Raw genomic sequence first — 23,384 nt, forward strand, 5'->3', positions numbered from 1 at the left:
CATGACGTCCATCGGATGGGCCGAGGCCGGGACCCACTCGAGCGCGGCCTTCACGTTCGCGGGCAGGCCGCGCAGCGCCTTGAGCTTGGCCTTGTAAGCGGCGAGCTCGGTGGCGGTGGGCAGCTTCTCGTGCACGAGCAGATACGCGATCTCCTCGAACTGGCAGCTGGTGGCCACATCGAGGATGTCGTAACCTCGGTAGTGCAGGTCGTTGCCGGTGCGCCCGACCGTGCACAGCGCGGTGTTGCCGGCGGTCACGCCTGAAAGTGCGACCGACTTCTTGGGTTTGAAGCCCGAGGGGCTGGCCGCTTGCTTCCCGGTTTCGCTCATGATCGTTGTTCTCCGAGGGCGCGCGGGATCACTTCTGAGTTGCGAACAGCGCGTCGAGCTTGTCTTCGTACGCGTGGTAGCCGAGGTACTCGTACAGGTCAGCGCGCGTTTGCATCGTCGGCACCGCAGCCTTTTGCGTGCCGTCGCGGCGCACCGTCTCGTAGAAGTTGAGCGCTGCCGCATTCATCGCGCGATACGCGCCGCAGCAGTACAGCGCGATGTCGACGTCGGCCGTCTTCAGCTCGTCGGTCGTGAACAGCGGCGTCGAGCCGAACTCGGTCAGGTTTGCAAGGATCGGCACGCCCACGGCAGCCTTGAAGCGGCGGTAGTCGTCGAGCGTCTTCATCGCTTCGGGGAAGATCATGTCCGCCCCCGCTTCGACGTAAGCCACGGCACGCTCGATCGCGGCGTCGATGCCTTCGACCGCGGCCGCATCGGTGCGCGCCATGATGACGAACTGGTCGTCGGTGCGCGCGTCGACGGCGGCTTTCACGCGATCGACCATTTCCTCCTTCGGCACCACTTCCTTGCCGGGACGATGCCCGCAACGCTTCTGGCCGACCTGATCCTCGAGGTGCACGGCGGCCACGCCGGCCTTGATGAACGAACGGATCGTGCGCGCGATGTTGAACGCGCCGCCCCAGCCCGTATCGATGTCGACGAGCAGCGGCAGGGTGCAGGCGTCGGTGATGCGGCGCGCGTCGATGAGCACGTCTTCCATCGAGCTGATGCCCAGATCGGGGACGCCGAGCGAGTTCGCCGCCACGCCGCCGCCCGACAGATACACGGCCTTGAAGCCCGTGGCCTCGGCCATCTTCGCGGCATAGGCCGTGATCGTGCCGACCACCTGCAACGGCTTTTCGTTAGCCACGGCCGCGCGGAATTTGGCGCCCGCCGATGCCAGTGCCGATTGATTCGTCATCTTGGTGTCTCCTCTGAGGATGCCTGGGTGGCAAATAACGGTGCCGTCTCGGGCGGCAGCGGCCGGCGCATCGCGCAAGCGCGACGCAGCACCGACCAGTAGTATCGGTAGCTCGCGCGATCGTGCAGCGTATCGCCGTGCCGTGTCGGACCCCAGTTGGCCGCCTGGGCGGCGAGCAGGATCTCGCTAGCAAGCGCAATCGCCTCGTCGCGCGGCGCGAATGCCGCGACGATCACGGGGATCTGCGCAGGATGGATGCTCCACATGCGCGTGTAGCCGAACTCGTCGCGGGCTCGCGCGCAATCGGCGGCCACGACGCTCATGTCGCGCACCTCGGTGCTGACGTTGTGCGACGGCACGCGGCCGTGCGCATGGCACGCCGCCGCGATCTCGAGCTTGGCGCGGCGCACGAGCGGATGGTCGAACTGGCCCGGCGAGCGCATGGCCGTATCGGGGATCGCGCCCTCGTGGGCCGAGACGAAGTCCATGAGGCCGAACGACAGGGCTTGAACCGTCGGCAGCGCGGCCAGCTGGAATACCTGCGCGAGCGCGCCGTGCGTCTCGATCAGGATCTGCGTGGGGATGGGCTCGGCGATGCCGAACTCGCGGCGTGTGGCTTCGATGAACGCGCACATCTCGGCGGCATCGGCGGTGCTCCGCACCTTCGGCAGCGTGATGTAGGCGGGCGCACGCTTGGCGGCGCGCAGAATGAGGCGCACATCGTCGCGCCAGTGCGGGTGCGCGAAATCGTGGATGCGTACGCCGATGCGCCCGAACGGGTCGTGCTCGCTGCCGATCAGTGAGGCGACGAGCTCAGCATGGGCCGCTTCCTGACCGACTGCCGCGCCGTCCTCGCAGTCGAGCGTCACATCGAAGACGGGACCGAGCTGCGCCTGCAATGCGAGCGACTTCATCATCAGCTTCTCGCTGCCCGCATAGTGATCGCAAACGGGCAGGATCGCAGGCGGTGCTTCGCCGTCGAACAGCACTTCGGCGGGGGGGAGGGCGCGCATCTTCGGCGTCAAAAGCGTCAATCGTCGTCAGGGAAACCGGATTCGGGCGGGCTCTGCGATCCGCATGACTGCGGCATCAAGCAAGCGAAAAGCCGACTGCGGGGCGGGCCGGTTCGCGAAAGGGCGAGGCCGCGGCCTGCGGTGGCAAAGCGCGCGCGAATCCGATGCGATCGGTGGCGGGGCAGGCGCGCAAGCTACGCACGCCGTGGCTGGGCCACCGTTCGCAACGGGCGCAGGCAGGCGTGCGCAATGCGACGCATACCTGCGCGTGTGCTGCGTTTAGCCGAGCAGATGCTGCACGCCGTCGCGCTCTTCGAGCAGCTCAGCGAGCGTGAAGTCCATCTTTTCGCGCGAGAAGGCGTCGATCTCGAGGCCTTCGACGCGCTTGTACTCGCCGTTTTCGCAGGTCACGGGCACGCCGTACATGATGTCCTCGGGGATGCCGTACGAGCCGTCCGACGGGATGCCCATCGTGACCCACTTGCCGTTCGTGCCGAGCACCCAGTCACGCACGTGATCGATCGCCGCGTTGGCAGCCGACGCCGCCGACGACAGGCCACGCGCCTCGATGATCGCGGCGCCGCGCTTGCCGACGGTCGGCTGGAACACGTTGCGGTTCCATTCCTCGTCGTTGATGAGCGCCTTCACCGGCTGGCCGTCGGTCGTTGCGAAGCGGTAGTCGGCGTACATCGTCGGCGAGTGGTTGCCCCAGACGGTGAGCTTTTCGAGCGACGAGACCGGCTTGCCCGACTTGGCTGCCAGCTGCGACAGCGCGCGGTTGTGGTCCAGGCGCAACATCGCCGTGAAGTTCTTCTTCGGCAGATCGGGAGCCGACTTCATCGCGATGTAGGCGTTCGTGTTGGCCGGGTTGCCGACCACGAGCACCTTCACGTCACGGCTTGCCACTTCGTTCAGCGCACGGCCTTGCACCGTGAAGATTTCGGCGTTGGCCGACAGCAGATCCTTGCGCTCCATGCCTTTCGAGCGCGGGCGGGCGCCGACGAGCAGGGCAACGTCCGCATCCTTGAAGGCGACCTTCGGGTCGTCCGTGACCACGACGCCCGCGAGCAGCGGGAATGCGCAGTCTTCCAACTCCATCACGACGCCCTTGACGGCAGCCTGCGCTTGCGGCAGGTCGAGCAATTGCAGGATGACGGGCTGGTCCTTGCCGAGCATATCGCCGTTGGCGATGCGAAACAGCAGCGAGTAACCGATTTGACCTGCGGCGCCGGTGACGGCAACGCGCTTTGCGGACTTAGCCATTGAGAACTCTCCAGAACGATGCGTTGATGCGTCTACGCTAGGGAAAACGCCATTCTATGCGCGTTACACGAAGCGTGTCGTGGGCGGGGGCAGGCGAAGCCGCGCAAGGCGTGCGCGGCGACGCGAACCGGACTGTCGGCACGCATGCGGATGACGCCGCGAACCTGCAAGGCGAAGCGACATTTCGCGTGCTGCGTAGAGCCCTAAACCGACCCGAAACCCTTGTTCGCGACGGAGTGTAGGAGCGAGGCTACGCAAAGTCAACATTATCTTATGTCTTATATAAGACAGATGAATTCGAGGGGGTAAACCTGGACTCGACACCCCTCTTTATGTTGAAATGCGCGGATGAATGCGAACCAGGCGAGCGCGGCGAACATGAACGGCCAGTCCGGCGAGGGCACGGCCGCGAGCGCGCCTTCGCCCACGTTCAGTCCGCTGTACCAGCAGATCAAGGGGCTCATCACGCAGAGCCTCGAGTCGGGCGAGTGGAAGCCCGGCGAGATCATCCCGAGCGAGGTCGAACTCGCCGGGCGCTATAAAGTGAGTCAGGGAACGGTCAGAAAAGCGATCGACGAACTCGCTGCCGAGAACCTGCTCGTCCGCCGCCAAGGCAAAGGCACGTTTGTTGCAACGCACAATGAGGATCGCGCGCAGTTCCGCTTCCTGCGATTGCTTGCCGACGACGGCGCCGAACATCCCCACATCAGCAAGCTGCTCGAGTGCCGGCGCCTGCGCGCACCGGCGGAAATCGCGCGCCAGCTGGACCTGAAGCCGGCTGATCCGGTCGTTCAAATCAAGCGCCTGTTGCAATTCGACAGCGTGACGACGGTGCTCGACGAGATCTGGCTGCCGGGCGCCATGTTCCGCGGCCTGACGCTCGAGCGTCTGAACGAGTACAAGGGGCCGCTGTACGCGCTGTTCGAGGCGGAATTCGGCACCCGCATGATTCGCGCCTCGGAGAAGATCCGCGCGGTGGCGGCCGAGCCGGCCGTGGCGGAGCTGCTCGGCGTGGCGGCCGGATTTCCTTTGCTGTCCGTCGAGCGCGTGTCCTATACCTACGGTGATCGGCCCGTCGAAGTGCGCCGCGGTTGGTATGTCACAACCGGGTACTACTATCAGAACGACCTGAGCTGACATCGATGGGGTAGGGATGGACGGCTGAGACAGGGCGCCGACATTGCGCGTTTCGCAACGGTCTTCGACCGTTTTTCGCTGCGCCGCGATATGAAAAGGCGCTAAAATCGCGGATTAGTGTGACTACATAGTAGGGGTCTAGCATGACAGAAGCCGTAAAAAAACCGAGGCCGGAGTACCGGAACATCGGTATCGGTCAGATCTTGACGGCGTACCGTCTTCCTCTAGCGGGGCGTGTCTCGATCTTGCATCGCGTGAGCGGCGCACTCTTGTTTCTTTTCCTTCCGTTCCTGCTGTACCTCTTCGATCAGAGCCTGACCTCCGAGATCAGCTTCGAGTTCTTCAAGGCCTTCCTCGCCAACATCGTCGTCAAGCTCATCACGCTCGTTCTCGCGTGGGCCTTCCTGTTTCATTTCTGCGCCGGCATCCGTCACCTCGTGATGGACACGAACCACAACGCGGTGTCGAAGGAAAGCGGCAAGCGCACCTCGGTCGTCGTCCTCGTGGTGTCGTCGATCCTGACGCTCGCTTTCGCGCTCAAACTGTTCGGAGCTTTCTAAAAAATGGCAGCCAATAACGGAATCGGCCCGAAGCGTCTCGTCGTCGGCGCACATTACGGCTTGCGCGACTGGCTCGCACAGCGCATCACCGCCTCGATCATGGCGATCTACACCGTGATCCTGCTCGCCTGGTTCTTCGGCGCGCAGGCTTTCTCGTATGACGGTTGGGCGTCGATCTTCTCCGCGCAATGGATGAAGCTGGCGACCTTCGTCACGCTGCTCTCGCTCTTCTATCACGCATGGGTGGGCGTGCGCGACATCTGGATGGACTATGTAAAGCCCGTCGGCACGCGGCTGCTCCTTCAAGCGCTGACGATCGTCTGGCTGCTCGCGTGCGCGGGCTACGCTGCGCAGATTCTCTGGAGAGTGTAAAAGAATGGTTGCAATCAAGAATTCTCTGCCGCGTCGCCGCTTCGACGTGGTGATCGTCGGCGCCGGCGGCTCCGGGATGCGCGCATCGCTGCAGCTGGCCCGCGCGGGCCTGTCGGTTTGCGTGCTGTCCAAGGTGTTCCCGACGCGTTCGCACACGGTTGCGGCGCAGGGCGGGATCGGCGCATCGCTCGGCAACATGAGCGAAGACAACTGGCACTACCATTTCTACGACACGATCAAGGGTTCCGACTGGCTCGGCGATCAGGACGCGATCGAATTCATGTGCCGTGAAGCGCCGAACGCCGTCTACGAGCTCGAGCACTTCGGCATGCCGTTCGACCGTAACGCCGACGGCACGATCTATCAGCGCCCGTTCGGCGGCCACACCGCGAACTACGGCGAAAAGCCCGTGCAGCGCGCCTGCGCGGCAGCTGACCGTACCGGCCACGCGCTGCTGCACACGCTGTATCAGCAAAACGTCGCGGCGAAGACGCAGTTCTTCGTCGAATGGATGGCGCTCGACCTGATCCGCGACGCGGACGGCGACGTGCTCGGCGTGACCGCGCTCGAAATGGAAACGGGCGAAGTCTATATCCTCGAAGGCAAGTGCACGCTGTTCGCCACGGGCGGCGCGGGCCGTATCTTCGCGGCGTCGACCAACGCGTTCATCAACACCGGTGACGGCCTCGGCATGGCGGCCCGCTCGGGCATCGCGCTGCAGGACATGGAGTTCTGGCAGTTCCACCCGACCGGCGTGGCCGGCGCGGGCGTGCTGATCACCGAAGGCGTGCGCGGCGAAGGCGGCATTCTGCGTAACGCGAACGGCGAGCGCTTCATGGAGCGCTACGCACCGACGCTGAAGGACTTGGCGCCGCGTGACTTCGTGTCGCGCTCGATGGACCAGGAAATCAAGGAAGGCCGTGGCGTGGGTCCGAACAAGGACCACGTGCTGCTCGACCTGTCGCACATCGGCGCCGAGACGATCATGAAGCGTCTGCCGTCGATCCGCGAAATCGCGCTGAAGTTCGCGAACGTCGACTGCATCAAGGAGCCGATCCCGGTCGTGCCGACGATCCACTATCAGATGGGCGGCATTCCGACGAACATCAACGGCCAGGTCGTGGGCACCCCGCGCGGTCACGAGGAAGTCGTCAACGGCTTCTACGCGGTCGGCGAATGCTCGTGCGTGTCGGTGCACGGCGCGAACCGCCTCGGCACGAACTCGCTGCTCGACCTCGTGGTGTTCGGCCGCGCGGCCGGCAACCACATCGTCAAGCACGTGAAGGAAATCAAGGAGCACAAGCCGCTGCCGGCCGATGCTGCCGATTTCGCGCTCGCACGCCTGGACAAGCTCGAGAAGTCGAGCTCGGGCGAATACACGCAAGCCATCGCCAACGACATCCGTTCGACGATGCAGACGCACGCCGGCGTGTTCCGTACGTCGAAGCTGCTCGCCGAAGGCGTCGAGAATATGAAGGAACTGACGGAGCGCGTCGAGCACGTGCACCTGAAGGACAAGTCGAAGGTGTTCAACACGGCGCGTGTCGAAGCGCTGGAACTCGCGAACCTGATCGAAGTGGCCCGCGCGACGATGGTGTCGGCCGAAGCGCGCAAGGAAAGCCGCGGCGCGCATGCGCACAGCGACTACGAGCATCGCGACGACGAGAACTGGATGCGCCACACGCTGTGGTTCAGCGAGGGCGACCGCCTCGATTACAAGCCGGTGCACATGCAGCCGCTGACGGTTGAATCGGTGCCGCCGAAGGCGCGTACCTTCTAAGGACGGCCCCGTTCAAAGGACACTAGAAATGGCAAAGCGAATTTTTCAAATCTACCGCTACGATCCGGACAAGGACGCGGCGCCGCGCATGCAAACGTACGAGCTCGAGCTCGAGCACGAACGGATGCTGCTGGATGCGCTCGTGAAGCTGAAGGCGGTCGACGAAACGCTGTCGTTCCGTCGCTCGTGCCGTGAAGGCGTGTGCGGTTCGGACGCGATGAACATCAACGGCAAGAACGGCCTCGCGTGCCTGACGAACCTCAACGATCTGCCGCAAACGATCGTGCTGCGTCCGCTGCCGGGGCTGCCCGTCGTGCGCGACCTGATCGTCGACATGACGCAGTTCTTCAACCAGTACCACTCGATCAAGCCGTACCTGATCAACGACACGCCGCCGCCCGAGAAGGAGCGTCTGCAGTCGCCCGCGCAGCGCGATGAACTCGACGGCCTGTACGAGTGCATTCTGTGCGCGAGCTGCTCGACGTCGTGCCCGAGCTTCTGGTGGAATCCGGACAAGTTCGTCGGCCCGGCAGGGTTGTTGCAAGCCTATCGCTTCATCGCGGATAGCCGCGACGAAGCGACGGGTGAGCGCCTGGACAACCTGGAAGATCCGTATCGTCTGTTCCGTTGCCACACGATCATGAACTGCGTCGACGTTTGCCCGAAGGGCCTGAACCCGACGAAGGCGATCGGCAAGATCAAGGAACTGATGGTGCGTCGCACCGTTTGAGATGACAGAAGCCTCGCATCAGTCCGACCCGCTTCGCCGCGCGCGCCTTCGTTGGCGCGCGCGGCGTGGGCTGCTCGAAAATGATCTCATCTTCGAGCGTTTTTTCAGCCAATACGAACACAACCTCAGCGATGCAGACGTAGGAGCGCTTACGCGTCTGTTCGAGCTGAGCGACAACGACCTGATGGACTTGCTGCTCGGCCGCAAGGAACCGGAAGGCGAACTTTCCGACCCGGACATCATCCGGGTGCTGGGGTTGCTGCGCGCTGTTTGAAGCGTCGCACGCATGAGAGCGCCGCGCGCGCATGATCGGAAACCCGTTACACCTTCGATTGAGGATGCTATGACTCCGTCAGATGTTAAAGCCACGCTGTCGTTCAGCGATAATTCGCCGAGCGTTGAATTGCCGATTTACAAGGGCACGATGGGCCCGGACGTGATCGACATCCGCAAGTTGTATGGCCAGACCGGCAAATTCACGTACGACCCGGGCTTCATGTCGACGGCTTCGTGCAACTCGGCCATCACGTACATCGACGGCGACAAGGGCGAGCTGCTGTATCGCGGCTACCCGATCGAGAATCTCGCGCAAAACGCGGACTTCCTCGAAACCTGCTATCTGCTGCTCAAGGGCGAGCTGCCCAACGCGAAGCAGAAGGACGAGTTCGTCGGCACCGTCACGAAGCACACGATGGTCCACGAGCAGATGCAGTTCTTCTTCCGTGGCTTCCGCCGCGACGCGCACCCGATGGCGATCCTGGTCGCCGCAGTCGGCGCGCTGTCGGCGTTCTACCACGACTCGCTGAACATCAACGACCAGCATCACCGTGACGTGTCGGCGATTCGCATGATCGCCAAGCTGCCGACGCTCGTGGCGATGGCGTACAAGTACAGCATCGGTCAGCCGTTCGTTTATCCGAAGAACGAGCTGTCGTATAGCGCGAACTTCATGCACATGATGTTCTCGAACCCGTGCGAAGAGTACAAGGTCAACGACGTGCTCGTGCGCGCACTCGACCGAATCCTGATCCTGCACGCCGACCACGAGCAGAACGCGTCGACGTCGACGGTGCGTCTGGCTGGTTCGTCGGGCGCGAACCCGTTCGCATGTATCGCGGCCGGTATCGCCTGCCTGTGGGGCCCGGCGCACGGCGGCGCGAACGAAGCGGCGCTGAACATGCTCGAGGAAATCGGCTCGGTCGACCGCATCCCTGAGTTCATCAAGCAAGTGAAGGACAAGAACTCGGGCGTGAAGCTGATGGGCTTCGGTCACCGCGTGTACAAGAACTACGATCCGCGTGCGAAGCTGATGCGCGAAACGTGCCACGAAGTGCTCGAAGAACTGGGCCTGCACGACGATCCGCTGTTCAAGCTCGCGATGGAGCTCGAGAAGATCGCGCTCGAAGACGAATACTTCGTATCGCGCAAGCTGTACCCGAACGTCGACTTCTACTCGGGTATCGTGCAGCGCGCGTTGGGCATCCCGACGTCGATGTTCACCTGCATCTTCGCGATGGCGCGTACGGTGGGCTGGATTGCGCAGTGGAACGAGATGATCTCGGAGACGGAACAGAAGATCGGCCGTCCGCGTCAGCTGTTTATCGGCGAGACGTCGCGTGAGGCGAAGCCGCTGGCGCAGCGCGCGTAAGCGTTTCGGCTGACCGTAGTAGTAGGGCAATACCCCGCAGATTTATCTGCGGGGTATTTTTTTGTCTTCGCGCGCTGGGGCGGCGAAGGCCGAGGTCCACATACCTATCAAGGTTGTGGGGTGATAAGGCGCCGAGCGAGCGTGGTGTAAATCCGACGCACGATTAAATCGCCGGCCCCATCAACAAATCGCTTCCCCCAAATCCGCCGTGGGATTGAAAACCGACAATCGCGTTTCGATCCATTGCAGGAGTTCGGTTGCCGCATGCGAGAGCAAGCGGTCCGCTTTCACGAGCACGCGCGCGTACTGATTGCCCAGCATCGGATGGTCGATCCTGCGGCCGATCAGCTTGCCTGCCGCCACTTCATCCATGATCGAGAAGTCGGTGACGAAGGAGACACCGAGCCCCTCGATGGCAAATCGCTTCAGCATATCGAGCGTATTCGCGCGGAACGTCGGCCCGAAGCGTAGATTCTCAGCCGCGGCGACGGCTTCGATCAGCCTGCCGAGCCCATACACGGCCGGCATCGTCGCGAATGGATAGGAGATGGCCCGGCCGAAAGTAATGTCGCCCTTTTGTCGTGCCAAGGGGTGACGGGGGCTCACTGCTGCGACGACGTGATGCTTGGCATTCGCGTGAAAGCGTATCCGCTCCGTGTGTGGAGGGCTGTATGCGAGTCCGATATGAACGGCACCGTTCTCGACCGCTTCAACGATCTCAGCCGTGGCCTTCATTTGAACGGAGATGCGGACGTGAGGGTATCGCCGATGGAAGTGCCAGAGGATTTCCTCGGTAAGCGGACCGATGAGCCCCTCGCTGACAGCCAAGCTGACGCTGCCTGTTTGTAGGTCGCGAAGCGCGCTGAGCTGATGCTCGAGATTTTCCCACTGCGCCATGCAGACTCGATAGTAATCGAGTAAATGCTCGGCCGCGCCGGTGGGCGCGACGCCCGTCGCCAGGCGCTCGAACAGTGTCAGGCCGGTTTCTTGCTCGAGCGTTTGGATTTGGCGGCTCACCGCCGACGGAGGAACGGCAAGTTTTTCTGCAGCCTTTCGAATCGAGCCTTCAGTCATTACCGATTCCAGGTACCGGAGCCGGTCAAACTTTACGTTTTGCATCTCTTTCCATGGAAAGAATTCTTATGGCGGGAAGCTAGTCAACTGCATGACTTTGTAGGGTCTTGTGTTTGTGAACACCCTGTTGCTCTGGCGGCAACGGCAGATTGGGGTTTTCGTTTTACAGTGCTGTGTCAGATGTTATTCCATTTTCGCAAAACAACACATAGAGGGCGAGATGTCGTCGATTTCGACGTTGGCACAGCAGCAGGATCGAGAGGCAGTGTTTCGTCGCGTCGACATTCGCGTTTTGGCATTTCTCGCCCTATGTTATGCGTTTGCGTATATCGATCGTGTGAACATCGGCTTCGCAAAGCTACAGATGCAGCACGATCTCGGCTTGAGTGAAGCCGCGTATGGCCTTGGTGCCGGTATTTTCTTTTTGGGCTATGTGCTGTTCGAGGTACCCAGCAACCTGCTACTGATCAAGATCGGCGCGCGAAAGACGCTGAGCCGCATCCTGTTCCTGTGGGGGCTGACATCGGCCGCGATGTACTTGGTGTCGAATACCACCTCTTTCTATCTGCTTCGCTTTTTACTCGGGGTATTCGAGGCCGGATTTGCACCGGGCATGATCTTTTATTTGACGTACTGGTATCCCCGTGAGCGCATGGCGCGCGCCTTGGCTTTGCTGCTTTGTGCAGCGCCGATCGGTGGCGTCATCAGCGGTCCGTTATCGGGATGGATGCTGTCGGCGTTGTCGGGTGTCGGCGGACTGTCGGGATGGCAGTGGATGTTCATTTGCGAGGGTATTCCGGCTGCGGTGTTGGGCTTGCTGGCGCTTGTCGCATTGGCCGACACGCCGGACGAAGCTCGATGGCTGACGGCAGATGAGAAGGCCGATCTGCGCGCGATGGTCAGCCCGGCTTCCACGACGCCCCATGCGAACCGCACCCTGTCGGTCGTACTGCGGGACCCGCTTACGTATCGGCTGGCTGCTGCCTATTTCTGCTTTATCTGCGGCCTGTATGCGATCGGATTCTGGCTGCCGACGATTCTCAAGACCATCGGTCTCAAGGGCTATGTCCAGATCGGGCTCTTTTCGGCGATTCCGTATGGATTTGCCGCGGCATCGATGTATCTGGCCGGGCGCAGTTCCGATCAGCGTCGCGAACGTCGCTTGCATGCGGGAATTGCAGGCTTGATCGGAGCTGTGGCACTGGCTATTGCCGCGTTCCGTCTCTCCGAGTTCTCGACGGCGATGATCGCTATTACCGTTGCGACCGCTGGAATGTACGTAGCTTATTCGGTGTTCTGGGCCATGCCCTCCGACATCCTGAGCGGCCGCGCCGCAGCAGGCGGCATCGCAGTCATCAATACGATTGGTTTGTTCGGCGGCTTTTTGAGCCCGACGATGATCGGTTGGGCGAACACGGTTACCCATAATGCGCAGGCCGGCCTCCTGGTGATCGTCGGGTTGGTCGTGGTGGGCTCTTTGCTTTTGTTGACGATGCCTGCTGCAGGCAGCCGTGAGTTGGGGCGTACATGAAGATCTTTGTCAGCGGTTTCCAGCACGAAACCAATACCTTCGTTCCGTCGCGGGCCGACTACGGTGAATTCGACGGCGGAGCGACCGGCCCGATTCTGCGCGGCGATGCATTGCTTGCACTGCGTGATGCGAACGTCAGCATGGGCGGATTCGTTGCGCACGCCCAGGCGCATGGTTATGACCTGATACCCGGATTGGCGGCGTGGGCGACCCCTTCAGGCCCGGTCACGCGTGACGCGTTCGAGCGCATTGCGGACGAGATCGTCGCGAGTGCCCGGCAGGCAAAGGCCGATGCCATTTACCTCGATCTGCACGGCGCGATGGTGGCGGAGCATGTCGACGACGGCGAAGGGGAACTGCTTGCACGACTGCGCGACGCCGTCGGCCCGCAAACGAAGATCGTGGCGTCGCTCGATTTGCATGCGAATGTGACAGCCCGGATGTTTTCGTGTGCTGATGCGCTTGTTGCGTACCGTACCTATCCGCACGTCGATATGGCCGACATCGGCCGCCGATGCGGTCGCGTGCTCGAACGTGTGATGCGTGGAGAAACCTTGCATCGCGGGATTCGACGCTCGCCGTTCCTGATCCCGATCGAGGCGATGTCGACGGGCAGGGCGCCTGCGGCGGACCTGTATGACAAGCTCCGCGCGCTCGAATCCGCTTTCGATCTCGATCTGTCGATTGCGCTGGGTTTTCCGGCTGCCGATTTCGACGAATGCGGCCCGACGATCTGGGGGTACGGACCGGATCAACAGGTCGTTGATCAGGCACTCGACACGCTGTTTCGGCAGCTGTGCGATAAGGAGGCCGATTGGTCGGTATCGGCGCTTTCCGCGAGTGACGCGGTGCGAGAGGCGATGAGCATAGCGGCGCACGCGGTAAAGCCGGTCGTCATCGCCGATACGCACGACAATCCCGGGGCTGGCGCGGACGGCAACTCCACCGAGATGCTGGCGGCGCTGCTGGAACAACGCGCGACGCGGGCTGCAATCGGCCCTCTCTGCGATCCGGCGGTGGCGCGCGCAGCTCACGCCGCAGGGGTGGGGGTGACCTTGCCCCTCACGCTGGCCGAAGGAACGAGACATGCGCTGAGCAACGTTTTTCGCGTCGAAGCGATATCCAATGGCGAATGTACGTTGAGTGGGCCGATGATGTCTGGTGCCAAATTGCAGCTGGGGCCGAGCGCATGTTTAGTGGTCGGCGACGTGCGAATTTTGGTAACCAGCAAAAAAGTTCAAATGCTGGATCGCAATATCTATCGGATGGTGGGTATCGAGCCCGAGCGTATGGCGATACTCGTCAATAAAAGCTCGGTCCATTTCCGCGCAGATTTCGAACCGATTTCCGAAGCCGTGCTCATTGCGCGTACGCGCACTGGTTCGATCATGACCGACCCGGCGCAGCTGCCTTGGCGACGTTTATCGCCCGGGATTCGCATGTCTCCGCTAGGTCATGCGTTCGAGCTGGCATCTTGCGCTTGATCGCATTCGGTAAGTGAATGCAGGAAAGGGGCGGCCGACGTCGGTGTTGCGAGCACCGACATCGGCCTACCACGGACGATATTGAACGAGACCACCCATGGGTGCGCTCATTTTACGGCAACCAATAATGATGGTGTATGCGTTGCAGCGTGCCACCTGATGGCGTAGCGATTTCATTCATTTTCGTCGAAGGAAAAAGCGTAGCGAAGACCTTAAAGCGAGGGTAGGGCAGGTGTTGCGAGCACCGGTACTACCTTGACCTGAACGTTCTGAACGAGACCACCCATGGCTGCTTGCTTTCCAAGGCAGCGCCAATTCGGCGGCGCTTTACCGAGCGCTGCCGAGCTGACGCGCCCTCACGTTTCAAGCATGACACGCGTCGTCACGTATTCGCCTTACGTGTCGGGGGCGTATCTCAAAACCACCCTGAACACCCCGCTGCAAGTTTCGCCTGCGCGGCTCGCTAGCGAGCCGTGCCCTGCCCGCTCCGCCTCGATGTATGGAGCGGGTGGTTTTGCGGTCGGCCTTGCGGTCGATCGCGCCTTTTCTTCCCAGCCCACGCCCTCGGACGGTTTAGCCGATGCTGATGCCGAAGGCGTGGAGCCGGCGGGCCGGGACGAGGCGGAATTTCCAGCCGATGTATTTGATTCGGGCGATGTGCTTCAATCAGAGGCCAATGTCCACATCAAATTTCTCAGGGTGCTGTTGCCATTGGCCAAGCGCGTGCTGGTTCATGCGGTCCGGCGGGGCTGCGCGAATGCCGAACACGCGGAATCCTTCGGGGTCTACATGTTGGACCACGATGGCAATGAACATCTGATCCTCGAGTTCTTCCAGGCCTCGAGCGCGGTATATGCCGCCATGCGCATGGGGCAGACCTATCGGCTAGGCGTGGAGTTCGGCAACTTCAGTAGGCCCAAGTGCGTGACTTGAAGCGGCGAGATTCGATGTTGGCCGGGGCGAAACGCGCTATCCGTTCATGAACAGGCCTAGGCCGTCAGATTGTCGGGGCCTGGGCTTGGTCCGTTTGCGGCTCGTTGTGCGCGTCGGGCTCGTGGCCGGCGAGGGCGGCCGGCAGATGCTTTTCGAGCAGCGCGAGAATGGCGCGCGTCTTCGGCGGCACGGGCCTGGCTGACGGAAACAGCGCATTGAGCTCGAAGCCCGGGACCGTGTAGTCGGGCAACAGCCGCACGAGCCGCCCGGACGCGAGCGCGTCAAAGCAGACCGGCTCCTGCAGCACGCCGATGCCGGCGCCCGCGAGCAGCAACTCATAGACGGGCCGCCAATGACTGGCTCCCCACGCGATACTGAGCGGCGCGTGTTCGATCGTGCGTTGCGGATTGACGAGCTGCAGCTGCCGGTCGCCAAAGAGCCCCGTCACGCGGATGAACGGATGGGCTGCGAGTTCGTGGGGCTGCGCCGGCACGCCGTGACGTTCGAGATAGGCCGGCGCCGCAACGAGCACACGGCGTACGTGCGCGAGCCGGCGCACGACGAAGCTGCCTTCGCCGGTCGCACCAAGCCGCAGCGAGAGGTCGACGCCTTCCGTGACCGGATCGACGACACGATCGTTGAGCACGAGTTCGATGTTGAGGTCGGGATGCCGCTCGCGCAGGCGAAGCAGGATAGACGGCAGAACGACCTCGCCGAGACCTTGCGGAGCGGCGATACGCAGCACGCCGCGCAAAGCCTGGTCGTCTTGTGCGACGACCGACAGCGCTTCCTCGGCGGCCTCGAGCACTTGCTTGCTGCGTTCATAGAACTGGACGCCCGCATCGGTGCACGAAATGGCGCGCGTACTACGGCGAAGTAGTCGCACGGACAGATACTGTTCAAGTTTGTCGATACGCTCACTGACGGCGGGCTGGCCGATGCCGAGATCGCGCGCCGCCCCCGACATACTGCCGCGCTCCACCACTCGAACATAGATGCGCATGGCTGCTAGTAAATCCATGCGGGCATCGTATCAGTTTTACCGATAAGTGAAATCGCACCGAGCTGTCTTCTGCGAATGGGCGGGCACGCCTACGCTGTGCCGCACCCATAACCATTCGAAGACGCTGCCTATGTCGAAGCTCAACCTGAAACTGCTCGGACCTTGCCTTGTTGCGATCGCACTCGACGCCATGGGCTTCGGCCTCGTTTATCCGATGATGTCGGCGATCTTTGGCGACCCGCATTCCGGTGTGATATCCGGTCATATCGATGCGCATTGGCGAAATTTCTATTTGGGGCTGGGCTACGGCATCTATCCGTTTTTCATGTTTTTTGGCTCGTCGCTAATGGGCGAGTTATCCGATGGCTTTGGTCGGCGCAAGATCATGCTGCTGTGTGTGCTCGGATTGTCGGTCAGCTATTTCCTGATGGCGCTCGGCGCGCTGCTGCCCAGTCTCGCGCTGCTGTTGATCGGGCGTGGTCTGAGCGGTCTCATGGCGGGTTGTCAGGGGATCGCACAGGCGGCCATTGCCGATATGAGCACGCCGGAGAACAAGGCCTACAACATGAGCATCATGTCGATGGCGTTCAGCGCGGGCGTCATCATCGGCCCGGTTCTAGGCGGCGTGGCCTCCGATCGCACGATCCTCGCTGGTTTCAATTACGGCACCCCGTTTCTGATTGTCGGGGCACTCGCGCTGCTGTGCGGTATCTGGACGTGGAAGTCGTACCGCGACGTGACCCTGCCGCCCGGTCAGGCGAAAGTCGATCTCATGCTGCCGGTGCGCATCGTCTGCGAGGCTGCCCTGCACAAGGAAGTGGCTTTTCTTTCGGTGGTGTTCTTCCTCATGCAGGTCGGCTACGGCTTGTATCTGCAAACGATCATGCTGTTGCTGCAATCCGTCTATCACTACACGAGCGCGGGGCTGGGATTGTTCAGCGGCGTGATCGGCATTTTCTTCGTCGTGGGGCTCATGGTGATCGTCCGCCTGATGCTTCGTGTCTGGCGCGTCGTCGACATCGCGAAGGCCGGGCTGCTCGTCGCGGGCATCGGTCAGGTTCTCTCGGCCCTGTTTCCCCAGGAAACGCTGCTGTGGGTACTGGGCGCACTGATCGGCTGCTTCGACATGGTCGCCTATACGACGATGTACACGGCGTTCTCCGATGCCGTTGCGCCCGAGCGGCAAGGTTGGGCGCTGGGTGTCGCCGGCTCCGTGATGGCCATCGCCTGGGTCGTGACGGGCCTTCTCACGAACTTGCTTCCGTTGGTCGGCGAGAGGGGATTGCTGCTCATCGGCGGCTCGAGCTTCCTGTGCAGCTTCCTGCTGATGCAGGCATATGGACGTTATCGCCAGATGGCGGCTGCGCAGGCCGCTTGAATGCCGAGTCTGAAACACCTTTGGTGGTAAGCGAACGTGTGGCGTTGACTTTGAGTGGCATTCACGTTAAACAGCGCATCTCGAAAATTCGTGCTTCCTCCGCCAAGCCGTTTGAAAATGCGCTGATCGTGTCCGTGGTGCTCACGATCGGGCGGCTTATAAGAGACGCGGCCCAGGCCGTATTTCCCCCCGACGGGTGCAGCAAATACGTTCATCTCGCTCAGCGTTGCGGCGAGGTTTTTCAGTACATTTTTGATCGACCAGGACAATAACAAAACATGAATGACCGAACCACCGTATCGCCGTCCGCCCGCACCACCATTCGTCGCTTACCCGAACTGGCGAACCATGATCGTGCGATGCTCTACAGCATCGTGGACGAGGCCTACGTTTGCCACATAGCTTTCGCCGCCAATCAAGACACGCACTGCATTCCGACCGCGCATTGGAGAAAGGATGACTACCTCTATATCCACGGCTCGAACGGAAGCCGCTTGATCAAGGCGCTATCCGCAGGCGCGCAAGCCTCCGTTGCCGTTACGTTGCTGGATGGCCTGGTTCTGGCCAAGTCGGCATTCAGCCACTCGATGAACTATCGATCCACGGTTGTTTACGGGCAATTTGAAGTCGTACAAGACAGCGCGGAAAAGCTCGCGGCCCTGGACGTGTTCATGGACAAGATCGCCGCAGGCCGCAACCATGAAGCACGGCCTGGCAATTCCAAGGAGATCAACGCGACCAGCGTACTGCGGATTTCTCTTGCGGAGGCGGCGGTGAAAGTCAGCGACTCCTTGCCATCCGACAAGGACGAAGATCTCGACCTTGCCGTCTGGACAGGAATCCTACCGCTGAAAACGACCCGCGGAATGCCGATCCATGCCGAAAGCGGTGAGCACATTGCCGTGCCGGACTACGTTAAAAACTGGGCCGATTGATTTTCGCGTTTCCTTCGTTATGCAGACTATCGGCTCAGCCCCGATTCGCGCGATTGACGACGAGGAGAACACCCTAGGCAGGCCGGAGCGTACGCTCCAACGGTAGCCACAGCGTGAAGCGCGTTCCCTCCGGCCCCGATACCCAAGTGGCGGTGCCGTCGATGGCCTGAGCCCGGCGCTGCTGGTTGTGGAGGCCACGTCCTTTGCCGGCGGAAGCCAGGGCGCTCTGAACATCGAAGCCCTGGCCGTTATCTTCGATGCTCACCAGCACGCCGTCCGCTTGTGCGGCCGTCTCCACCCGGATCTCGCTGGCGCGCGTGTGATGCAGGATGTTGGAGATGCTCTCCTGCACGATGCGCAGGATGTGCAGCGCGCTGGATGGGTCGAGCCACGTCAGGGTCGGCAGTCTTTGCACTTCCCAGAGCAGGGCGATGCCGGTGCCCTCCAGGCGCGGTTCCAGCCGGAAGCGCAGCGTAGCCAGCAACAGCAACAGGTCTGCCTCGACGGGTTCCATCGAGTCGATGGTGAGCTTCAGGTCGTCCAAGCAGCCCTTGAGGATGCTCGATACATCCGAATCACTGGCACCGCCCCGCTCGACGGAGCGGATGGCGCTGATCAGCGACGAGCCCAGGCCGTCGTGCATATCCTGCATCAGGCGGCGCCGCTCGTCGCTGATGGTCTGGCGTCGCTCGGCCTCGCGCAGCAGCCGGTGGCTTTCCTCCAACTCGGCTTCGCGTGCCCGCAGGCGCTGTGCGAGATTGGCATTAACCTGCTCGACCTCGAGAATGGCACTCGCGTAGCGGTGGTACATCAGATAGCCGAACATCGCGAACGTGACGGCATTCATATAGGCGCCGAGAAACCAGCCTTCCTGGCTGATCACGTTGTTGTGCATCAGCCAGTCGGACACGCCAAGCAAGGTGCACACGCCTACGCCCACTGCCAACAGCCGTGCTTCCCACGAGCGGCGCCAGGCAATCAGCACGCCCACCAGGCCGACCGTCGCGCCCATCGAAATGGCGACCGCATAGATCAACGGAACGATGACGGGCGTGTTCGGCAGCACGGGCAGCACGCCCACCACGGGTAGCGTCAGCAGCGTGATCGCTCCGGTGATGCCGACCACCGCACGGGTCAGCCACTTGAGCGGGCGCCCGTGTAGCTGACACAGAAAAAAATGGATGACCGTAATCAGCCAGAACAGGGCGTTCAGCGTCAGCCAGGCAAACCAATCATCGGTGATCGACACACTCGCGTAGTAATGCAGGTGGCCCGCGAACGAGGTTGCCGCCAGATTGAAGAAGAGCAGGTAGCCGGTTTCTTCGCGGCGCCAGAACCACACGCACAGCGCAAAGATACCCACCATCAGGAACGACGTGCTGAGCATGACCGGCAACTCGCGCTGCAACCATTGGCGCATGGTGTAGCGCCCGCGCAGCGCATCGGCTGTGCCCAGCCAGAGCGAGGCCAGGCCAACTTGTGCTGTCGGTGTGTGTTCCAGGCGGATCAGAATCTCGCCGAGCGGGGCGTCGCCGTTGCGCCTGTCCAGCTCCACCCATAGCGGGGTGAACAGGCTGTCCCATAGCGGCCCCTGCTCTTGCGCACGGTAGATCAGCCGACCATCGGCGTAGATGGCGATGGTGCCGTCGGTCCTGATGCGGCTGCCGTAGAGCACCAACGGTCCGGCTGGCAGGGACAGCCCTCGCGTGGAGAGCCGGATCCAGGTGACGCCGCCGATCGTGTTGATGGGAGCACCCGGCTGAGCCTTGGGCCGGGTGGCAGGCATGGCCTGGGGCAGTACGGTGGGTTGCCAGGCATCAGGCAGGGCACGCGTGTCTACTGTCAGTGGCGGCAGGGTCATGCCGGTTGCTTTCGTCGTCTGCCAGTCGGCGTGTGTGAGGTGCACGCTCGCGGTGGCGGGCTGAACACCATCGGCGGAGACGTACCAAATGCCAACCGCAATCAGTATCGCAATGGAAAAGAAGAGCACGGCATTGGCGAGCAGCGTCGCGGGGCGATATCTCACGACACCACCTTGCCTGGATATTGAGCGATGACGCAACACGTACGGACCGTGACGGAGGATGTCCGCATCGGCCGGTAGCCCCGATATTTTGGTCTCATGGATGGCTTTCCGCCTTGTAGGTGACTTTGAGCTTGCCGTAGATGCGCCGCGCGCAGCCGCGCACGATGAAGTGCGACAGGGCCGTCAGTTTATCGAAGTCTTATGACGGGAAGCCGTCGGCAATGACGCTAGGGTGTGCGTCGGGTCGGAGCGACCTTAGGGTGGCGCGATCCGCGGTGAGCAGAGCACGCTGGCAGAGTTACCTGGAGACGGGGGCGATTGACGTGGGCTGGCGGTTTGCCCGCCGGATCTTGGACGCCCCGGGACATGCGGGCACCGCTTAGTCGTCCAACAGCCCCAGCGTTCTGGCTTCGTAAATGGCTTCCGCTTTGGAGTTGACTTCGAGTTTGCCGTAGATGCGGCGAACGAAGCTGCGCACGGTGAAGTGGGACAACTCCATCAGACGGGCGATCTCCTGCGTCGAGAAGCCTTTGGTGATGTAGTCGAGGACTTCCTTCTCGCGCGCCGATAGCGATGGGGAGGGGGTGGCGGGTGCTGCGGGTGATTTCGGAGGGACGGTTGCGCCGGCTTGACCCTGCTGGAATCGCAGCAGGATCTGTCGGGCGATGATGGGACTGATCGGGCTGCCGCCGCTGGCGAGGCTGCGGATCTCGTCGGTCATGCGCGCGGGCGAGCTGTCCTTGAGCAGATAGCCGGCTGCCCCAGCCTCGATCGAGCGCATCACGTGCGTCTCGTCGCCAAAGTTGGAGCTGACCATGATGCTGCAGCTGGGCCACTGCCGTGCAGCCTCGCGGATGACGTCGATGCCCGAGCCATCCGGCAGGCCGAGGTCGACGAGCAGCACGTCGGCAGGCGGCCCCTGCAGCAGGGCGAGCCCCTCGGCACGCGTGCCCGCAACGCCCGCCAAGCGCATATCCGGCGCGGCCTGGATGGCCCGGCTCAGCGCTTCGGAGAAGCTGGGGTCGTCCTCGACGATCACGACGTGGATGGGGTGCGTTTCGGAGCCGGTATGGGTGGATTGCATGATGGAGCGATTGTAAAGGGGGAAGGTGATCGCCCCGTGTAGCGCATTTGTGCTACAGCAAATAGTAGGTTCCGCTCCCTATACTCGCCCCGTCTTTCTTGATAAGTATCAACACAAAACCCTTGCGGGTAGCTAGGTGGCCGTCTTCAACCAGGGCACGTGGCGCATCGCTGGAGACCATCGTTGGAACCATTTGTCGGGGAAATCAAGCTGTGCGCCTTTGCGTTCCCGCCCAGGGGCTGGGCCCTCTGTAACGGCGCGCTGGTCCGCATCAATCAGAATCGGATGCTGTACGCGTTGCTGGGCACGCAATACGGTGGCGACGGAATCGTCACCTTCGCGCTGCCGGATTTGCGCGGACGCGTCGCCGTGCATCGTGACGTAGACCATCCGCAGGGCACCGCCGGCGGGTTGGAACGGGTGACCTTGAGTGATGGGCAGGTGCCGGCGCACAACCATCCATTCAACGTGTCCAGCACGCCCGGTACCGCGATCAATATCGACACGACGCAGGATCATCTGCTGGCGGCCAGCCAGGTCTATGACGCGTCCACCCCGTCCAGCAGCAAGCCCGGTAAGCCGATCTATGCCGCTGCAACCAACCTGATCGAGCTGGGCCGCATCATGTGCGACCCCGTGGGAGCCGGGGCTGCACACGAGAACATGCAGCCTTCGCTGGTGCTCAACTACGTCATCGCTTTGGATGGCATCTACCCAATCAAGGGCTGATCATGGCTGGATGGTTTCTTGGTGAAATCAGGATGTTTGGCGGCAACGCCGCCCCGGCGGGCTGGATGATGTGCGACGGGTCGGCGCTGAACATCAACGATTACGACGAGTTGTTTGCGCTGATCGGCACAACCTATGGCAGTAGCGGTCCCAACACGTTCCGCCTGCCCGATTTGCGCGGCAGGCTGCCGGTCGGCCAGGGTGCCGCCCCTGGACTCACCCGTCGCCTCATGGGGCAGCAGGTCGGCGTGAATGGCGTCAGCCTGACCGATGCCAACCTGCCGGCGCATCTGCACGCCGTCAATGCAAGCGACAACATTGCCGATGCCGTCGCGCCCGGGCCGACGTTGACGCTGGGCACGATCAGCCAGGATCCGGCTGTGTCGCTGTTCTACGGTGCCAGCGCAGACGGCTCCACCCCGATCGCCAAGCAGGCATTCAGCAGCCAGGCATTCGGTTCGATCGGGAACGGCACGCCGCACACCAATCAGATGTGCACGTTGTCGATCAATTACATCATCGCTGTTGCAGGGATGTTCCCTTCGCAGGGTTGAAGATTCGGAGCAAAACATGGCAGATCAATTCCTTGGGGAAATCCGCATCTTCGGATTCAACTACGCGCCGGCCGACTGGGCATTCTGTGACGGCCAATTGATGCCTATCGAGCAGAACCGGAAGCTTTTTTCCGTTCTGGGCGTCACCTATGGCGGCAACGGTGTAGACAACTTCGCTCTGCCCGATCTGCGCGGCCGGGCTGCCATGGCGCCGGACGCCGGCGGCCTGAACAATCCGCAAGGTGCAGATACCGTGCAACTCTCGGCGGATCAAATGCCGGCGCATACCCATACCCTCTACGCCGACTACTTGAGGCCACACTCCAGCGCACCCGACGGCCGTCTGCCGGCACATTCGAGCGAGGCCAACAACTGCGCTTTCATTGCCACGGGCACTACCCCCGGCCCGACGATTACCCAGCTTTCGCCACTTGCAGTCGGCACCTTCGGCGAGAGCCTGCCGCATGAGAACAGACAGCCGTACCTCGGGTTGAATTTCTGCATTGCCCTGAAGGACGCGTGACCGGCCTGATCTGGAAATGCCCCATCTCTGGCCGCCAGGGTTCGCCTTGACTGTTTTTCCGCTACCGCTGAGCTCCAACCGATGACTTTTACTGCTGCGCTGTTCCGGCCTTACGTCGACACATCTTTTTCCACGCATTCGCCCGACAACCGGGAGGTTGCCTTGCTGCTGGAGTCGATCACGAACGGCGCGATGGAAAACAGCGGCTATCACAGCTTTTCGCTGTTCTTCGCCGACGAGTCCTCGGCACCGCTGCCACAAGGGGGATATAGGTTGCAGCACGCACAACTGGGGGAGCAGTTCATCTTTCTGGTGCCGATCGCCAAAACCGCCAATGGCCATCGCTACCAGGCGTGCTTCAACGTGCAGGCCTGA

The 23,384-nt window shown here is 62.1% G+C and carries 25 protein-coding genes; 17 read left to right on the plus strand and 8 right to left on the minus strand.

Annotation, left to right across the window (positions count from 1 at the left end; all coding sequences use genetic code 11):
* The 4 genes from D7S89_RS14140 to D7S89_RS14155 form a co-directional block, all read right to left on the minus strand.
* A partial coding sequence (locus D7S89_RS14140) for a citrate/2-methylcitrate synthase (RefSeq protein WP_281273126.1) occupies positions 1-330 on the minus strand: 330 nt, incomplete at its 3' end.
* Between the two features lie 28 nt (positions 331-358).
* Positions 359-1,252: a methylisocitrate lyase gene (gene prpB, locus D7S89_RS14145; RefSeq protein WP_121278347.1), complete on the minus strand. Its 894-nt coding sequence runs from the start codon at positions 1,250-1,252 to the stop codon at positions 359-361.
* Positions 1,249-2,265 (minus strand): HpcH/HpaI aldolase/citrate lyase family protein, encoded by a 1,017-nt coding sequence (locus D7S89_RS14150; RefSeq protein WP_121278584.1) that lies wholly within the window; start codon positions 2,263-2,265, stop codon positions 1,249-1,251. The genes prpB and D7S89_RS14150 overlap by 4 nt, the downstream gene beginning before the upstream one ends.
* Before the next feature lie 279 nt (positions 2,266-2,544).
* Positions 2,545-3,528 carry a malate dehydrogenase gene (locus D7S89_RS14155; protein WP_121278348.1) on the minus strand — a complete coding sequence of 328 codons (984 nt, stop codon included), beginning with the start codon at positions 3,526-3,528 and terminating at the stop codon, positions 2,545-2,547.
* Between the two features lie 348 nt (positions 3,529-3,876).
* Here D7S89_RS14155 and D7S89_RS14160 point away from each other — a divergent pair, with 348 nt between their 5' ends.
* The 7 genes from D7S89_RS14160 to gltA all read left to right on the plus strand — a co-directional run bounded on the left by D7S89_RS14160 (position 3,877) and on the right by gltA (position 9,755).
* On the plus strand, positions 3,877-4,665 hold the full coding sequence (locus D7S89_RS14160) for a GntR family transcriptional regulator (RefSeq protein WP_121278349.1): 789 nt from the start codon (positions 3,877-3,879) through the stop codon (positions 4,663-4,665).
* A gap of 143 nt (positions 4,666-4,808) precedes the next feature.
* Positions 4,809-5,225, plus strand: coding sequence for a succinate dehydrogenase, cytochrome b556 subunit (gene sdhC, locus D7S89_RS14165; protein WP_121278350.1), 417 nt, complete (start codon positions 4,809-4,811; stop codon positions 5,223-5,225).
* A gap of 3 nt (positions 5,226-5,228) precedes the next feature.
* The gene (gene sdhD, locus D7S89_RS14170) at positions 5,229-5,597 is read left to right on the plus strand and encodes a succinate dehydrogenase, hydrophobic membrane anchor protein (RefSeq protein ID WP_121278351.1); all 369 of its coding nucleotides are present in this window, start codon (positions 5,229-5,231) and stop codon (positions 5,595-5,597) included.
* Between the two features lie 4 nt (positions 5,598-5,601).
* Positions 5,602-7,377, plus strand: a complete 1,776-nt coding sequence (gene sdhA, locus D7S89_RS14175; protein ID WP_121278352.1) for a succinate dehydrogenase flavoprotein subunit — start codon at positions 5,602-5,604, stop codon at positions 7,375-7,377.
* Positions 7,378-7,405: 28 nt separating this feature from the next.
* The gene (locus tag D7S89_RS14180; RefSeq protein ID WP_121278353.1) at positions 7,406-8,107 is read left to right on the plus strand and encodes a succinate dehydrogenase iron-sulfur subunit; all 702 of its coding nucleotides are present in this window, start codon (positions 7,406-7,408) and stop codon (positions 8,105-8,107) included.
* Position 8,108: 1 nt separating this feature from the next.
* The gene (locus tag D7S89_RS14185; protein WP_121278354.1) at positions 8,109-8,381 is read left to right on the plus strand and encodes an FAD assembly factor SdhE; all 273 of its coding nucleotides are present in this window, start codon (positions 8,109-8,111) and stop codon (positions 8,379-8,381) included.
* A gap of 69 nt (positions 8,382-8,450) precedes the next feature.
* Complete coding sequence (gltA, locus tag D7S89_RS14190) at positions 8,451-9,755, plus strand: citrate synthase (RefSeq protein ID WP_121278355.1); 1,305 nt, start codon at positions 8,451-8,453, stop codon at positions 9,753-9,755.
* Positions 9,756-9,935: 180 nt separating this feature from the next.
* Here the strand turns inward: gltA and D7S89_RS14195 are convergent, their stop codons facing one another.
* The gene (locus D7S89_RS14195; protein WP_121278356.1) at positions 9,936-10,874 is read right to left on the minus strand and encodes a LysR family transcriptional regulator; all 939 of its coding nucleotides are present in this window, start codon (positions 10,872-10,874) and stop codon (positions 9,936-9,938) included.
* A 175-nt stretch (positions 10,875-11,049) separates the two neighbouring features.
* Here D7S89_RS14195 and D7S89_RS14200 point away from each other — a divergent pair, with 175 nt between their 5' ends.
* From D7S89_RS14200 to D7S89_RS14210, 3 genes are all read left to right on the plus strand, one after another.
* Positions 11,050-12,360 (plus strand): MFS transporter, encoded by a 1,311-nt coding sequence (locus tag D7S89_RS14200; protein WP_121278357.1) that lies wholly within the window; start codon positions 11,050-11,052, stop codon positions 12,358-12,360.
* Positions 12,357-13,844 (plus strand): M81 family metallopeptidase, encoded by a 1,488-nt coding sequence (locus D7S89_RS14205; RefSeq protein WP_121278358.1) that lies wholly within the window; start codon positions 12,357-12,359, stop codon positions 13,842-13,844. The genes D7S89_RS14200 and D7S89_RS14205 overlap by 4 nt, the downstream gene beginning before the upstream one ends.
* A gap of 369 nt (positions 13,845-14,213) precedes the next feature.
* A complete protein-coding gene (locus D7S89_RS14210) occupies positions 14,214-14,777 on the plus strand; it encodes a hypothetical protein (RefSeq protein ID WP_121278359.1) in 564 nt (187 codons plus the stop codon).
* A 64-nt stretch (positions 14,778-14,841) separates the two neighbouring features.
* Here the strand turns inward: D7S89_RS14210 and D7S89_RS14215 are convergent, their stop codons facing one another.
* The gene (locus D7S89_RS14215; protein WP_121278360.1) at positions 14,842-15,798 is read right to left on the minus strand and encodes a LysR family transcriptional regulator; all 957 of its coding nucleotides are present in this window, start codon (positions 15,796-15,798) and stop codon (positions 14,842-14,844) included.
* Between the two features lie 112 nt (positions 15,799-15,910).
* Here D7S89_RS14215 and D7S89_RS14220 point away from each other — a divergent pair, with 112 nt between their 5' ends.
* The 3 genes from D7S89_RS14220 to D7S89_RS14225 are packed head-to-tail and all read left to right on the plus strand — an operon-like array spanning position 15,911 to position 18,093.
* Positions 15,911-17,158, plus strand: a complete 1,248-nt coding sequence (locus D7S89_RS14220) for an MFS transporter (protein WP_121278361.1) — start codon at positions 15,911-15,913, stop codon at positions 17,156-17,158.
* Positions 17,155-17,430 carry a hypothetical protein gene (locus D7S89_RS27185; protein ID WP_147426654.1) on the plus strand — a complete coding sequence of 92 codons (276 nt, stop codon included), beginning with the start codon at positions 17,155-17,157 and terminating at the stop codon, positions 17,428-17,430. The genes D7S89_RS14220 and D7S89_RS27185 overlap by 4 nt, the downstream gene beginning before the upstream one ends.
* A 6-nt stretch (positions 17,431-17,436) precedes the next feature.
* Positions 17,437-18,093 carry a pyridoxamine 5'-phosphate oxidase family protein gene (locus D7S89_RS14225; protein ID WP_121278362.1) on the plus strand — a complete coding sequence of 219 codons (657 nt, stop codon included), beginning with the start codon at positions 17,437-17,439 and terminating at the stop codon, positions 18,091-18,093.
* A gap of 73 nt (positions 18,094-18,166) precedes the next feature.
* On the opposite strand, the gene D7S89_RS14230 is transcribed toward D7S89_RS14225, so the two are convergent.
* Together D7S89_RS14230 and D7S89_RS14240 are read right to left on the minus strand one after the other, a co-directional pair.
* A complete protein-coding gene (locus D7S89_RS14230; RefSeq protein ID WP_121278363.1) occupies positions 18,167-20,119 on the minus strand; it encodes a sensor histidine kinase in 1,953 nt (650 codons plus the stop codon).
* Between the two features lie 379 nt (positions 20,120-20,498).
* The gene (locus D7S89_RS14240) at positions 20,499-21,203 is read right to left on the minus strand and encodes a response regulator transcription factor (protein ID WP_121278365.1); all 705 of its coding nucleotides are present in this window, start codon (positions 21,201-21,203) and stop codon (positions 20,499-20,501) included.
* Positions 21,204-21,386: 183 nt separating this feature from the next.
* Between D7S89_RS14240 and D7S89_RS14245 the strand changes: the two genes are divergently transcribed.
* The 4 genes from D7S89_RS14245 to D7S89_RS14260 all read left to right on the plus strand — a co-directional run bounded on the left by D7S89_RS14245 (position 21,387) and on the right by D7S89_RS14260 (position 23,384).
* The gene (locus D7S89_RS14245) at positions 21,387-21,932 is read left to right on the plus strand and encodes a phage tail protein (protein WP_121278366.1); all 546 of its coding nucleotides are present in this window, start codon (positions 21,387-21,389) and stop codon (positions 21,930-21,932) included.
* Between the two features lie 2 nt (positions 21,933-21,934).
* Positions 21,935-22,486 (plus strand): phage tail protein, encoded by a 552-nt coding sequence (locus tag D7S89_RS14250; protein ID WP_121278367.1) that lies wholly within the window; start codon positions 21,935-21,937, stop codon positions 22,484-22,486.
* 16 nt (positions 22,487-22,502) lie between these two features.
* Positions 22,503-23,009 (plus strand): phage tail protein, encoded by a 507-nt coding sequence (locus D7S89_RS14255; RefSeq protein WP_121278368.1) that lies wholly within the window; start codon positions 22,503-22,505, stop codon positions 23,007-23,009.
* Positions 23,010-23,090: 81 nt separating this feature from the next.
* On the plus strand, positions 23,091-23,384 hold the full coding sequence (locus D7S89_RS14260; protein WP_147426655.1) for a DUF6916 family protein: 294 nt from the start codon (positions 23,091-23,093) through the stop codon (positions 23,382-23,384).

Source organism: Trinickia fusca (assembly GCF_003628145.1).
GTDB classification, from domain to species: Bacteria; Pseudomonadota; Gammaproteobacteria; order Burkholderiales; family Burkholderiaceae; genus Trinickia; species Trinickia fusca.